The sequence below is a fragment of the Pseudodesulfovibrio senegalensis genome, from assembly GCF_008830225.1.
GTDB lineage: Bacteria > Desulfobacterota > Desulfovibrionia > Desulfovibrionales > Desulfovibrionaceae > Pseudodesulfovibrio > Pseudodesulfovibrio senegalensis.
The window spans coordinates 1,000,497-1,012,997 of the sequence record NZ_WAIE01000001.1; the positions used below are offsets into that span (position 1 = coordinate 1,000,497).

The window sequence follows — 12,501 nt, forward strand, 5'->3', positions numbered from 1 at the left end:
TTGCGTATTTGTGTCATGGAGTTCGAAAGGCGATGAAAATGGATAAAATTATTGAAATCATTGATGGTGATCTGGCTCCCATTATTCCACGGTTCATGGACAACAGCAAACGGGAACTTGAGGCCATGCTGCAGGCGCTGGAAGCCGGAGAGTATGAGACCTTGAGCCGTTTGGGGCACAACACGAAGGGAGCCGGTTTCGGGTATGGCTTCATGGGAATGGGCGAGATCGGACGTACTATCGAACAGTCCGCCAAAGAGAATGATGAGCAGGCGTGCCGGACTGCGGCAGATGAATTGCGGCATTATCTGGAATGCGTGGAAGTGCAATACCAAAAATGAACGTCTGCCTTTGCATGACGTTCATTTTTGGTATTGGCCCGGTAGACCGTGGGGTGGTTGGCCGGAACTCTTTTTTTTAGCATACCTTGCTGTATCTGTTAGTTCCCGACTCTCTCCGACCTCACCTGTTTTCCAGGCTTATATTTAATATAAGCATGTATTGTGCCATTGGCAATGTCGACGCGCCGCCACTCATGATATGCTTTTGGAATTGCATATTTTTTTGAATACGACTATCGCCACGCAGCCCGGAACGATCCGGGCGGACGTCGGAAAAATGACCACCCGTCCATTTTGAATCAGGCCTGGAGCATCTCCATGGCGGCGTCCACGTCCCAATCCTCATGCACCACCTTGTTCAGCGCGGCCACGATGGCTTTGGGCGATTGGTTCTGGAAAATATTGCGCCCGACCGAAAGACCCGCGCCTCCGGCCTGCACGGAGTCATAGACCATTTGCACGAGGTCCCGGTCATTGTTGAGCTTGGGGCCGCCCGCAATGACTACCGGCACGCAGCAGCCGTCCGTGACTTTTGAGAACGAGTCCGGGTCGCCGGTATAGTTGACCTTGACGATGTCGGCTCCGAGTTCTGCGCCGACTCTGGCGCAATGGGCAACGACTGCCGGATCATATTCATTGGTGATTTTTTCTCCCCGGGCATACATCATGGCCAGAACCGGGATTCCCCACTCATTGGCTTCCGAGCAGATTCTGCCGAGGTCCGAAAGCATGTTCGCTTCGGTTTCGTCACCGAGGTTTATGTGCAGGCTGACCGCGTCCGCACCGAGCTTCAAGGCATCGGTTACGCTGGCCACGAGGCATTTGGCGTTTGGGTGCGGGGAAAGTGATGTGCTTGCGGAAAGATGGATGATGAGGCCGATGTCACGTCCTCCCTGACGGTGGGAGCAGCGGGGGATGCCTTTATGCATGAGCATTGCGTTGGCGCCGCCTTCTGCCACCTGGTTGACGGTGTCGCGCAGGTCCACGAGTCCATAAATGGGGCCTACGGTTACGCCGTGATCCAAGGGAACGATGATGGTCCTGCCGTTGTTGCGGTTCATGATCCGTTCGATGCGGATTGCCTTGCCGAGCTGCATGGTGTTTCTCCTTGCTTGCCCCGGCCTTGTCTGAAACCCCGGCTCAATAAAAAAGGCCGCAGGTTTCAACCTGCGGCCTTGGGCGTTTGATTGGGTATGTTTTCAGTCAAGCACGCCGTAACCGCAGGTTTTTCCAAAAAAGAAAAAACCGAAGAAAAAGAAAAAGCGGTTAAAATTGTTTGCGTACATAAATTACGCATAGAGCGGGAGCTGCAGTGCTGTCAAGAGACAATTGTTTGTTTCAGGACGGGTCTGTCCACAGGAAACGGTCGCAAAAGCGGGGAGGGAGGTGCCGGACAATTCTGACCAGCAGGGCCACTGCAACTATGCTGAACAGGAAGCGTCCCCAGAATATGCCGGAAAAATGTGCGCCGATGAGCATGAGTAGAAATGTGTCTTCGATCAGTGCGTGCGACATGCCCATGAGGGTGACGGAATAGAACACGTCCTGTTTGCTCAGGTTGCCGGAGCGCGCTTCCTTGATGATCAGGCCGCTGCCGTATGTCAGCCCCACGGTCAGGCCGATGACCGTGATGGCCGAAGCCTTGGGGCCGATGCCGATGATTTTGAGGATGGGCCTGAGGATCTTGTTGAGGATTTCAATAACGCCGCAGGCCGTGAGCAGGCGCATGATGGCCATGAGGGTCATGATGACAATAAAGATATATCCGAAGTTTCTGGCTTGGCCCAAGGCCCATTTTGTGATGGTCGGGTCCTGCGTGACTGAGGGGGAAAACATGATAGATGCGGGCTGGGTGAACATGTCGCCGGCGGAATACACAAGATGCAGGATGGCTCCCAGGGCAAAGGCTCCCAGCATGCGGATGAATGCCTGGAAGAGGAAGCGGGCTCCTGCCTTGCGTGATACCGCCGACTCCAAAGGCAGGGCGTGGGCGACGAGCATGAGGACTGCGAGCACTGTGGCCTGTTGTTGGGTGAGGGTGATGTCTTGCGCCAGCGACATGAAGATGATCAGGCCTGTATAGACGTTGTTGACGATGGCTCCTGCCCATACAAACCCTGTTTCCGCGGGCAGCCCCACCAGCCCCATGATCGGTTCCAGCGGCATGGCCACATAGGTTATCAGCCCGGAATCTTGAAGGATTTTGACGCCAACAACGATGGGGATCATGACCTTGAAGAGCGTCAGGGCCGACTCGATGCTGTCTTTGAGCAGGCTGCGGATGAATTCGATGATTTTTTCCGAGATCGACATGGGGAATCCTTGCTTGTGATGGAGTGCGAATCTAGGCCAAAGACCGGAAAAAGAAAAGGGGAGACCGTTTGGCCTCCCCCTTATTTTTTGTTTGTGGTTGTGGTTACAGTATTCGGCTGGCTATCTGGAAGGCCGCAACGGCCATGCCGTACGCCAGTGCGGTTGAGCCGATGACACTGAAGATTGCCCATTTCCAGCTTGATTCGCGGGCCATGGTCACCACGGTGACAAAGCAGGGCGCGTAGAGCATGACAAAGAGAATCAGCGCAATGGCGCCGGCCTTGCTGAAGTTGGGATCGTTGGCGAGGCGTTGGGACAGCGGTTCCGCCGCTTCCGGGTCGACGTCGCCCAGCGAGTATGCCGTGCCCAACGTTGAAACAATGACTTCCTTGGCCGCAAATCCGCCCACCAGCGAGATGTTGGTGCGCCAGTTGAATCCTGCGAATCGTGTCACGGATTCAAGTGCGGTTCCCAGCCTGCCTGCAACGGTATTCCTGAGACTTTCTTCGGCTTCGGCATTGTCGATTCGTTGGAGGGAATCCTGGAGCGGGCCGATTATGTCGCCGTGAGCCCCCGCTGCTTCAGCCTCTTCGATCTGGAGGACAATGGGGGCGCGTTGGTTTTCAAAATGCGCAAGCCGTTGTTCCGGCAGGGACGGGAAGGTCATGGCCGCCCAGAGCAGGATGGATATTCCCAGAATGACGGTTCCTGCTTTTTTTGCATATTCCCACGTGCGTTCCCAGGTGTGGATCAGCACACCCTGAAGCGTTGGCATCCGATAGGGAGGCAGTTCCATGACAAAGGGGGTGCTTTTGCCTCTGATGACGGTCCAGCGGAGCAGGCGGGCTACAATCAGGGCCATGGCCCACGCCGTCAGTGTGATCAGCAACATGATGCTTGCGCCTTCTTGCGGGAAAAAGGCCGCCGCCAGCATAAGGAAGACGGGAACCTTGGCTCCACAGGTCATGTAGGGCGCAACAAAAAGTGTTGCCAGTTTTTCCCGTTTGCTGCGAAGTGTTCGAGTGGCCATGACTCCGGGCACGGCGCAGCCGCCGGCAATGCCGCCGGAAACAATGAAGGGCAGCACCGACGTGCCGTGGAGTCCGAAACTGCGGAATATGCGGTCAAGCATGTAGGCCATACGCGCAACGTATCCTGAATCTTCCAGAGCGGAAATCATCAGGAACATGAACATGATCAGCGGGACGAATCCGAGCACGCCGCCAACGCCGTCTATGACTCCGGAGACAATGAGCGAACGCAGCAAACCTTCGGGCATGACTCCGGCCACCGTGTCCCCCAGCCAGCCGAAGAGCGCCTCAAGCCAGTCCATGGGAACTTGGCCTACGGTGAATGTGACTTTGTAGATGAGATAGATGATTCCCAGCATGATCAGCGGACCAGCGATTTTGTGTGTGAGGACCTGATCCATTTTGTCGGACATGGTGATCCGCTGCGTGTCCAGCATGGGGTAGTGGACGACCTTGCGGATGATTCCGGCGATATAGCCGTAGCGGAAATCGGCAATGATGGCGTCCGGCGTGGCGTTGAGTGTCTTGGTTGTATGATCCGCAACTTCCGCGGCCATTTGTTCCAGCTGTCTGGAAAGCTCCGGGTTGGCGGCCCGCCCTTTAAGCACCACGTCTTCATCGTGCTCAAGGTATTTGATTCCGGTCCAACGGGCCGGAACCTTGTCCGTGAGGAAGGACTCTGCGGTAATGGCTTCTTCCATGGCCTCGAGCACGGGGTCGAGGTCAGGGCCATAGGAAATTCGCAGCGGAGACCACTGCCCCCTGTTTTTTTGCGCATGCTCCAGAGCCGCATCAAGAAGGTTTTTTGATCCCTGTCCGAGCCGTGCGACGGTTTCAATGGCCGGGCATTCCGTGAACTCTGCGAGTTGTGACGTGTCGATGGTCTTTCCACTGTCGCGCACTTCGTCCATCATGTTCAGTGCAAGAACCACGGGAATGCCCATTTCCCTGAATTGAACGCCAAGGTAGAGGTTCCTTTCGAGTGCGTTGGCGTTGAGCACGTCCACCACGACTTCGGGACGTTCGTTTACAAGATAGTTCCTGGCAACAAGTTCTTCCTGTGTGTAAGCGGTCAGTGAATATGTACCGGGGAGATCGACGATTTCGATATTGACGTCGTTGTGGCGCATCATCCCTGATTTTTTTTCAACGGTAACTCCGGGCCAGTTGCCTACGTGCTGTCGGGCTCCGGTCAAGACATTGAACAGGGTGGTTTTACCGCAGTTCGGGTTGCCGGCAAGAGCAACGGTGATATCCTTCATAAGCTTATTGCTCCCGGGGTTCGACCGTGATGTGGTCGGCTTCGCTGTTGCGGAGTGTCAGGGTGAAATCCTTGAGCCGCAGGGCAACCGGATCGCGCAGGGGAGCCTTGCCGATGACCATGATTTCGGTCCCGGGGATCAGGCCCATGTCCCGTATCCTGCGACCGAGTTCTCCCTTGGCCGCCACGCTCGTTATTTTGAGTTGCTGGTTGACTTTGGCCTTGCGCAGGCAGATTGCATTGCTCATGGAATGATTCTCCGTGTATTGGTGCGGGAATTGAAAATCGTTTTCATTTTTGGTCATGAAAGACGGTGTTCGTGCAAGCCGTTTTTCAGGTCCATATCCTTTTCGCTGCATGACTTGCTGCCTGGACACTTGGTGCATCCTGTACAGGCGCATGAGATGCCCCGTCCGTTCATTTGACGGTACAGGCGTCGCAGCACGAAAAAAAATGCAACAGCCACAATGGCCGCTGTGATGATTGTATCTGTCATGGTTCCCTCAAATGTTCAATATGGACATTGAACAAATAGTGATATTGAAAATCGGTGTCAAGTCGAGGCTTGCTTTTTTGTCAAAAAAAAGTATCAGCCACATGATACATGATGTCGCACGAGGGAATCTCTTGTTTTTCCTTTGCCACTGTGCTGAAATATGATGCGAAATCAGTGAGGGGTGTGTGAATAAAATCAAGCTACTGCTCGTTGCCGAGTCCGGCATGGCCCGCGACGCCTATCGGGACGAGCTGTTCAAATTGGGTGTGGAGGTTGACTGTATCTCCGATCCGGACGGGATGGAGGGGCAGCTTTGCGATGTGCCGTATAGCGGTATTCTTGTGGACGTTCCGACCATGATCCGTTCCGAAAGCACGAACAAGGGCCGCGTTTCCTCTGTCATGGACAGGTTCCCTGTATTGCGCCTGTTATACAACGGGGATCGTGGAGGCATTCGCGGTCTTTCGCATGGAGGCACAGTACGGGACAACAAGTCTTTGAAATCGTTTGTTCTGAACGAGTGTCTGACGTTTTCCCCGAGGACCATCCGGCGTTCCCGCCGCTCCGACCTCGTGCTTAACGTTTTGCTTGCAGCCGATGCGGATGATTTCGGAAAGCGGCATGAACGGACAGTGACCGTGAATGTTTCCGAACAAGGGTGTTTTGTCTATTCAACAGGAGAATGGGAGGATGACCAGACCGCGTGGATGGTCGTCAATGAACTTGATGACAAGACTCCCATTGGCCTGCATGTGCACTGGGCCCGTTTTTGGGGAGAAATGACAAGGATTCCCGGGATCGGGACCAGTTATTCATCCATTCAGCCCGGCCAGCTCGAGCAGATTCGGCACCTTCTTTAAGGAGAAAGCATGGCAGACGACAACAAGCGTTTTTTCGAGTGGGTCGAAGTCCTGTCCAAAGGAATTCTTCTCGGTGGGTCGATTGGGGCCATCGTGGGGTGGTTCGATATCATTCCGCTTGCCAAAGGGGTTGCTTTGGGAGGCCTGTGTGGCTGTCTGGCCGCCATCAATTTCAAGCAACGCCGGGATGACCGGTCAGAGTAGTTTGGTTGGAAAGCATAAGGGCCGCACCTTCGGGTGCGGCCCTTTTTTTTTATAGAATCTGGCTGAGGAACAGTTTCGTCCGGTCGTGTTCCGGGCTGGTGAAGAAATGTTCGGGCGGGCCAACCTCGATGACCTTGCCTTCGTCCATGAACACGACGTGGTCTGCAACTTCACGGGCAAAGCCCATTTCATGCGTTACAACCACCATGGTCATGCCTTCGGTGGCCAGCGTCTTCATCACGTCCAGAACTTCTCCGATCATTTCCGGATCCAAGGCGGATGTGGGCTCGTCAAAGAGCATGACCTTGGGATCCATTGCCAGCGCACGGGCAATGGCCACGCGCTGCTGCTGTCCTCCCGAGAGCTGTGCCGGGTGCACGTGTGCCTTGTCGTGTATGCCAACCTTGTTGAGCAGCTTCATGGCACTTTCCACGGATTCGGCCTTGTTGCGCTTGCGAACCGATGTCTGCCCGATGGTGACATTTTCCAGCACGGAGAGATGCGGAAACAGGTTGAAGGATTGGAAGACCATTCCTACTTCCATGCGGATTTTATTGATGTCGGTTTTTGGCGCGAGGATGTCCACGCCGTCGATGAGGATTTGTCCCTCGTCAGCATATTCAAGGCGGTTCAGACAACGCAAAAACGTGGATTTGCCCGAACCGGACGGACCGATGACCACAACGACTTCACCGGGGTTGACGTGGTAGCTGACGTTGTGAAGCGCCTGTACCTCGTGCGGAACGTAGAATGTTTTGAAGATGTTTTGTACGTCAATCATCAGTCTACCATCCTTCGCTCAAGGTATTGCACGAACATGGACAGGGAAAAGGTTATGACCAGATACAGAAGGCCGCACATGAGCCACAGCTCATAGGGCATGAGGCTTGTTGTGACAGCCTCCCGTGTGGCCTTGGTCAGCTCCCGTATGGCGATTACGCCAAGGAGTGACGAGTCCTTGATCAGGCTGATGAACTGGCCTGCAAGAGGGGGGAGTATACGTTTAAAGGCCTGCGGCAGAATGATCTTGCGCATTGCCAGCCCCGTGGTCATGCCCAGGGATCGAGCGGCCTCCATCTGTCCCTTGTGGATGGATTGGATTCCCGCACGGACGATTTCCGCCACATAGGCCCCCGCAAAAATGGCCAGACTGGCAACGCCGAACCACAGGCTCGGGATTTCAGGAAGGCCGGCCCTGGCCAACAGGGTGTTGATCAACGTTCCCAGAACAAAGTACCAGATCATGATCTGCACGAGCAGTGGAGAGCCGCGGATGAGCTCGATATATGTAATGGAGCTCCACTTGAGCGCCGGGTTGTTCGACACTCGTGCCAGTCCTGCAAACAGCCCGAGCAGGATACCGAAGAAGATGCCGAGACTGCTGAGTTCCATGGTCAGTATAAGGCCCTGAATGAACAGGCCGGGCTTCCATTTCTTGTAGGCGCTCAGTTCGTCGCCCATGTAGACGGTGTCGCCCTGTTGAACCATAAGGCCCTTGGCCGGGACCTTGTATTGTTCGGATTCTCCATCACCATGGACCACGACGATGCTTTCTTCGCCTTTGGTCGTGACAGAGGTCACCTCTCCTGCTATTTTCGAACGTATCTCTATGGTGTCTTCGTAAAGAAAATATTGTGGAACCCTGTTCCAGCGCCAGATGTACTCGGCCTTTTGCGTGGCGTAATAAAAGCCTAGGCAGACGATGAACAGCCCTATAAAAAAGACGACCTTCCACATGGTTTGCCTGCGTGCAAAACTTCTGTGGCCGGTATTTCTTCCTCGTACCATGTTTTTTCCCATACCTTAGCGAAAAAGAGAAAGCCGGGGACTGCGTGGTGCAGCCCCCGGCCGAAGCGTGCATGCTATTCGGACAGTTCCTTGATCCATTCCTGATGGAGAATCCATTTGTTGTACATGCGTTCATAGCGGCCATCGTTCTTGACCTGGCGGAGGAAATTGTTCAGCCAGTTCATGAAGTCCGGGTCGCCCTTGTTGATGGCCCAGGCAAGAGGCTCAAACGTGAAGGGCTTGTCAAGGAAGATTACCTTGTCACCGTATTCGGCCTTGAAGTACACGCAGTTCGGCAGGTCGTACACATAGGCGTCCGCCTTGCCGTTGATGACTTCAAGCACGGCCTCGGTTTCATTTTCAAACGACTTGTAGTTGCATTTGGGAATGTAGCGTTTCACGGCCTGTTCGCCCGTGGTGCCGAGCTTGGAGGTAACCGTGTATTTGGGGTCGTTCAGGTCCTTGTATGAAGTAATGGTCCCTTCGAGCTTGGGATTGAGAAGGATGGTCTGACCGACTACAATGTAGGGATCGGCAAAACCGATCTTGAGGTTGCGTTCCTGTGTCACGGTCATGCCCGACATGATGATGTCGAACTTGTCGGAAAGCAGCGCCGGGATGATGCCATCCCAGGCCGTGTTGACCGGCACAAACTTGACACCCATGGCCTTGGCCATTTCCTTGGCCATGTCAATGTCGAATCCGATGAAGTTGCCCTTTTTGTTCGTCATTTCAAAGGGGACATAGCCGGATTCGAAACCTACCCTGAGTTCGCCCCTTTTCAGGACTTTTTCCAGGGTGGACATCTTGGAAAGTTCCAGTTTTACATTGATTTCCTGGGGTGCGGGCTGTTGAGCCTGTTGCTTCGGAGTTTCCTGATTGCAACCGAACGCAAACAGCACCAGGGCAAAAGCCGCAAAAGTGCATGCCAGACGTTTCATGAACTGACCTCCTCGAGTAATGTGAATAATAGCTGAAAGAAGGTGTGTATAAATCGCAAGTCGCCGAACTTGTGAGGTTTTCCTTCTGTCAGGCTTGCCTTGATGGTCATTTTGCATGTGCAGACCACAAAACGTGCATTGTTGCTGGCGGCAGGTGGGCATCGTGTGCTTGCCTGCATCCTGCACAGACCGTTTTAGACCGGTTGGCCAGTGACTGCCTGTTGCTGATGACCCTCTCCTTGTTGCAGTGTTGTATATGACATTAATGTTTAAAAAAAACAAGCTTTCCTCAATGTCTGAAGAACGTTTTTGCAAAATGGTTGTTTATGGCAGCGCTTGAAAAAGTCATGATTTTCATGGCGATTGCAAGGCTTTTTCGCAATCGGGGTTGCGTTTTGTCGTATTAATACCGAAAAGAAGGCTGCCGGTTTCAATTGCATGTCTGGATATGGAGAAGGGAGCGCAGAGGCGGTCTATGAAACGGAAGAGTGTGTTGATTGTCGAGGATGACACCATCGCGCGGGTCGATGTTCATGCTGCTTTGGAGCGCATAGGCTATGTTGTTGCCGGAGAGGTTGAGTCCGGCGAAGCGGCAATGTCGAGGCTCAAGGAGGCTGACGTCGATATTGTTCTGATGGATATTCATCTTGCGGGTGACATGGATGGCGTGGAAGCGGCCCGGACCATTGCCCGGCACCATGCTCTGCCGGTGATTTTTTTGAGCGTGTATTCCGATGACGCTACCTTGGAAGAGGTCGAGGCATCTGGACCGTTTGCATTTCTCCTCAAACCGGTGAAGGACCACGATCTCCGTATTGCCATAGAAATGGCTCTCTACAAACACGGAATGGAACAGGATTTGTTGCGGGCCAGGACTGAAGCCGAGTCAGCCAATGAAGCGAAAACGTCGTTTCTGGCCACCATCAGTCATGAATTGAGGACGCCGCTCAATGGCGTGCTGGGCATGAGTGATCTTTTGCTGCAGTCTGATATTGGCCGGGAACACAAAGAGGGCCTGCAACTTATCCGCGATGCTTCCACCTCGCTTTTGGGCGTTCTGAACCAGATTCTCGATTACTCCAAGCTTGAGGCCGGGATCGGCTCCTTGAGCAATGCGGATTTCCGTTTGGATGAGTTGCTTCAGGGACTGGCTGGTATTGACTGCTGTACCCGGGAGAAACGGGGTGTTCAGTTCGATTGGAGCATGGCCGACGGTCTTCCGTCGTGGTTTGTGGGGGATGCCTCCAAATTGCGGCAGGCCTTGACCAACCTGGTTTCCAATGCGGTGAAATATACGGATGAAGGCAGAATCACTGTCTCGGTTCGTCCGTGTGAAAAGGGTGCGGTTCCCCAAAGAATACAGGATGGACAGGTTTGCCTGCTTTTTTCCGTGACTGATAGCGGACCGGGGATAACCGAAGAAAAGCAGCGGAATATTTTCGAAAGCTTTACTCAGGGAGAGAATTACATGATCCGCCATCATGGCGGCCTTGGCCTCGGGCTTGCCATAACACGTAAGCTTGTGGAATCCCTTGGTGGCGAAATATGGGTCGAAAGCCATGAAGGACAGGGGAGTTCGTTTTTCTTTTCCGTGAATCTGCAATTAAGCCGTTTGGGAGAAGTCGGTCCTGACATGAGCGGAGACACGGTGGATAGTGCGGCCTTGTTCAAGGGGTTGCGCGTGCTGGTTGTCGAAGACGATGTCATCAATCAGGTTTATGTAAGCAGGATTTTGGAGACCCGGGGGTGCCGGGTCGATTTGGTAGAGAATGGACAGGACGCTTTGTCTTTTCTGGGAGATCACCCCTGTGACATCGTCCTCATGGATATACAAATGCCGGTCATGGACGGGTTGGCTGCTACAAGGGCCATTCGTTCCGGCAGGAATGGAATTAATGCCCGGGTTCCGATTCTGGCTTTGACCGCATACGCAATGTGGGGAGATGAGGAACGCTGTCTCGCCGCCGGGATGGATGCATATCTTGCAAAGCCTGTTGATATGGATACACTGTTTCGGGCCATAGAAGAATCCATCCGGACAAGTCGGTCCGGGCAGAGTGTTTGACCATGGAGTTGCCGCGTGTCGTTTGAAAATCAGAGAATTCTTTCTCGGAGCATATATACCTATTGCCTGATAGCCTTGCTCGGTCTGGCCCTGTATTTGTTTTTTCGATTGGTGGAACCGTTTATCCACACCTTTCTTGTTTCCATGATGCTGGCGGTTATTTTTTCGCCTGTTTTCGGTTGGTTGCTCAAGGCGTGCAAAGGGCGGCGCAACACGGCTGCTGCCTTGACCGTGACAGTTATCGTATTCGTCATTTTGCTGCCTACGGTTTTCGTCCTGTTTGCCTTGGTGGAACAGGGTGTTGATTCCCTCTCGGCCATCAATGCGTGGCTGATCAATACGGATTTCGACAAGTTGGCGACTTCGTTGAAAATCGACGCCTACCTGAATTGGATCGAAGTCAAGCTGCCCTTCGTGCATTTTCACGATATTGATATACAGGCGCGCATCATGGAGTTTTCGCGAACGTTTGCCCAGACCATGATCGGCATAGGCAGTAACGTGGTCCGCAATGCTTCCGAGTTCATCCTCAAATTTTTATTGATGATTTTCATCCTTTTCTATTTCATGCGTGACGGTATTCAGATGGTCAATTACCTGAAGTACCTGTCTCCCTTGCGGGAAGCACAGGAAGATTCCATTATCGACAGTTTCAAGCGTGTTTCTCGTGGCGTACTCATGGGCTGCCTGTTGGTGGCCGTCCTTCAGGGGATCGTCGGCGGTATCGGGTTGGCCTTTGTGGGCATTCCGGGAATTTTCTGGGGGGCCATGATGGCCTTTGCCGCGCTTATCCCCGTCTTTGGAACGGGCATTATCTGGGTGCCTGCCGTGGGTTATCTGATCATCAATGGCGACTGGAAGTCTGCGCTTTTTCTGGCGGCGTGGTGCGGCGTCATCGTCGTTGGTATAGATACGTTTCTTCGTCCGTATTTCATGAAGGAGGCGGCGCGTGTTTCCACGTTCTACATCTTCATGGCCATTGTGGGGGGAGTCTATACTTTCGGTATGCTCGGTATTTTGTACGGCCCGCTTATTCTCAGTTTCGGAATGGTCATGTTGCAGATTTACGGCGAGGAATATGTTGACGCTCTCGTCGTCAAGGATTCGGAGGGATAGTTCGTGCGCCGTATTGTATTGGTTGTGATTTTCTCCCTGTTGGTTGCGGGAGCAGGAATGCTTTTGTTGCGCCAATATGCTCCTG

Annotated in this window: 13 protein-coding genes; 5 read left to right on the forward strand and 8 right to left on the reverse strand. The window is 53.5% G+C overall.

The genetic code is table 11. The features are described from left to right. Window positions 1–38 precede the first annotated feature (38 nt). Window positions 39–341 carry an Hpt domain-containing protein gene (locus F8A88_RS04590; RefSeq protein ID WP_161598337.1) on the forward strand — a complete coding sequence of 101 codons (303 nt, stop codon included), beginning with the start codon at window positions 39–41 and terminating at the stop codon, window positions 339–341. 299 nt (window positions 342–640) lie between these two features. Here F8A88_RS04590 and F8A88_RS04595 read toward each other — a convergent pair whose 3' ends face one another. The 5 genes from F8A88_RS04595 to F8A88_RS04615 form a co-directional block, all read right to left on the reverse strand. Continuing rightward, window positions 641–1,438 carry a 2-amino-3,7-dideoxy-D-threo-hept-6-ulosonate synthase gene (locus F8A88_RS04595; protein ID WP_151149902.1) on the reverse strand — a complete coding sequence of 266 codons (798 nt, stop codon included), beginning with the start codon at window positions 1,436–1,438 and terminating at the stop codon, window positions 641–643. Window positions 1,439–1,679: 241 nt separating this feature from the next. After that, window positions 1,680–2,654: a hypothetical protein gene (locus F8A88_RS04600; protein WP_151149903.1), complete on the reverse strand. Its 975-nt coding sequence runs from the start codon at window positions 2,652–2,654 to the stop codon at window positions 1,680–1,682. Window positions 2,655–2,757: 103 nt separating this feature from the next. Beyond that, window positions 2,758–4,947: a ferrous iron transport protein B gene (gene feoB, locus F8A88_RS04605; protein ID WP_151149904.1), complete on the reverse strand. Its 2,190-nt coding sequence runs from the start codon at window positions 4,945–4,947 to the stop codon at window positions 2,758–2,760. 4 nt (window positions 4,948–4,951) lie between these two features. Further along, window positions 4,952–5,194 (reverse strand): FeoA family protein, encoded by a 243-nt coding sequence (locus F8A88_RS04610; RefSeq protein WP_151149905.1) that lies wholly within the window; start codon window positions 5,192–5,194, stop codon window positions 4,952–4,954. A gap of 53 nt (window positions 5,195–5,247) precedes the next feature. Then, window positions 5,248–5,442 (reverse strand): FeoB-associated Cys-rich membrane protein, encoded by a 195-nt coding sequence (locus F8A88_RS04615; RefSeq protein ID WP_151149906.1) that lies wholly within the window; start codon window positions 5,440–5,442, stop codon window positions 5,248–5,250. 185 nt (window positions 5,443–5,627) lie between these two features. Between F8A88_RS04615 and F8A88_RS04620 the strand changes: the two genes are divergently transcribed. Continuing rightward, on the forward strand, window positions 5,628–6,302 hold the full coding sequence (locus F8A88_RS04620) for a PilZ domain-containing protein (RefSeq protein WP_241667338.1): 675 nt from the start codon (window positions 5,628–5,630) through the stop codon (window positions 6,300–6,302). Window positions 6,303–6,311: 9 nt separating this feature from the next. Continuing rightward, complete coding sequence (locus F8A88_RS04625) at window positions 6,312–6,506, forward strand: hypothetical protein (RefSeq protein ID WP_151149907.1); 195 nt, start codon at window positions 6,312–6,314, stop codon at window positions 6,504–6,506. A gap of 49 nt (window positions 6,507–6,555) precedes the next feature. Here F8A88_RS04625 and F8A88_RS04630 read toward each other — a convergent pair whose 3' ends face one another. The 3 genes from F8A88_RS04630 to F8A88_RS04640 form a co-directional block, all read right to left on the reverse strand. Beyond that, complete coding sequence (locus F8A88_RS04630) at window positions 6,556–7,287, reverse strand: amino acid ABC transporter ATP-binding protein (RefSeq protein ID WP_151149908.1); 732 nt, start codon at window positions 7,285–7,287, stop codon at window positions 6,556–6,558. Then, the gene (locus F8A88_RS04635) at window positions 7,287–8,294 is read right to left on the reverse strand and encodes an amino acid ABC transporter permease (RefSeq protein ID WP_151149909.1); all 1,008 of its coding nucleotides are present in this window, start codon (window positions 8,292–8,294) and stop codon (window positions 7,287–7,289) included. Before F8A88_RS04635 ends, F8A88_RS04630 begins: the two co-directional genes overlap by 1 nt. Window positions 8,295–8,368: 74 nt before the next feature. Further along, window positions 8,369–9,235 (reverse strand): transporter substrate-binding domain-containing protein, encoded by an 867-nt coding sequence (locus tag F8A88_RS04640; RefSeq protein WP_151149910.1) that lies wholly within the window; start codon window positions 9,233–9,235, stop codon window positions 8,369–8,371. A 388-nt stretch (window positions 9,236–9,623) separates the two neighbouring features. Here F8A88_RS04640 and F8A88_RS04645 point away from each other — a divergent pair, with 388 nt between their 5' ends. Both F8A88_RS04645 and F8A88_RS04650 read left to right on the forward strand, forming a co-directional pair. Beyond that, on the forward strand, window positions 9,624–11,300 hold the full coding sequence (locus tag F8A88_RS04645) for a response regulator (protein WP_241667339.1): 1,677 nt from the start codon (window positions 9,624–9,626) through the stop codon (window positions 11,298–11,300). A 15-nt stretch (window positions 11,301–11,315) separates the two neighbouring features. Continuing rightward, window positions 11,316–12,416 (forward strand): AI-2E family transporter, encoded by a 1,101-nt coding sequence (locus F8A88_RS04650; RefSeq protein ID WP_151149911.1) that lies wholly within the window; start codon window positions 11,316–11,318, stop codon window positions 12,414–12,416. Window positions 12,417–12,501 lie beyond the last annotated feature (85 nt).

Bases quoted from the DNA above. Each gene is read 5' to 3' on its own strand.
- feoB (WP_151149904.1), bottom strand. From the start codon at position 4,947: ATGAAGGATATCACCGTTGCTCTTGCCGGCAACCCGAACTGCGGTAAA.
- F8A88_RS04635 (WP_151149909.1), bottom strand. From the start codon at position 8,294: ATGGTACGAGGAAGAAATACCGGCCACAGAAGTTTTGCACGCAGGCAA.
- F8A88_RS04640 (WP_151149910.1), bottom strand. From the start codon at position 9,235: ATGAAACGTCTGGCATGCACTTTTGCGGCTTTTGCCCTGGTGCTGTTT.
- F8A88_RS04610 (WP_151149905.1), bottom strand. From the start codon at position 5,194: ATGAGCAATGCAATCTGCCTGCGCAAGGCCAAAGTCAACCAGCAACTC.
- F8A88_RS04600 (WP_151149903.1), bottom strand. From the start codon at position 2,654: ATGTCGATCTCGGAAAAAATCATCGAATTCATCCGCAGCCTGCTCAAA.
- F8A88_RS04625 (WP_151149907.1), top strand. From the start codon at position 6,312: ATGGCAGACGACAACAAGCGTTTTTTCGAGTGGGTCGAAGTCCTGTCC.
- F8A88_RS04615 (WP_151149906.1), bottom strand. From the start codon at position 5,442: ATGACAGATACAATCATCACAGCGGCCATTGTGGCTGTTGCATTTTTT.
- F8A88_RS04590 (WP_161598337.1), top strand. From the start codon at position 39: ATGGATAAAATTATTGAAATCATTGATGGTGATCTGGCTCCCATTATT.
- F8A88_RS04595 (WP_151149902.1), bottom strand. From the start codon at position 1,438: ATGCAGCTCGGCAAGGCAATCCGCATCGAACGGATCATGAACCGCAAC.
- F8A88_RS04630 (WP_151149908.1), bottom strand. From the start codon at position 7,287: ATGATTGACGTACAAAACATCTTCAAAACATTCTACGTTCCGCACGAG.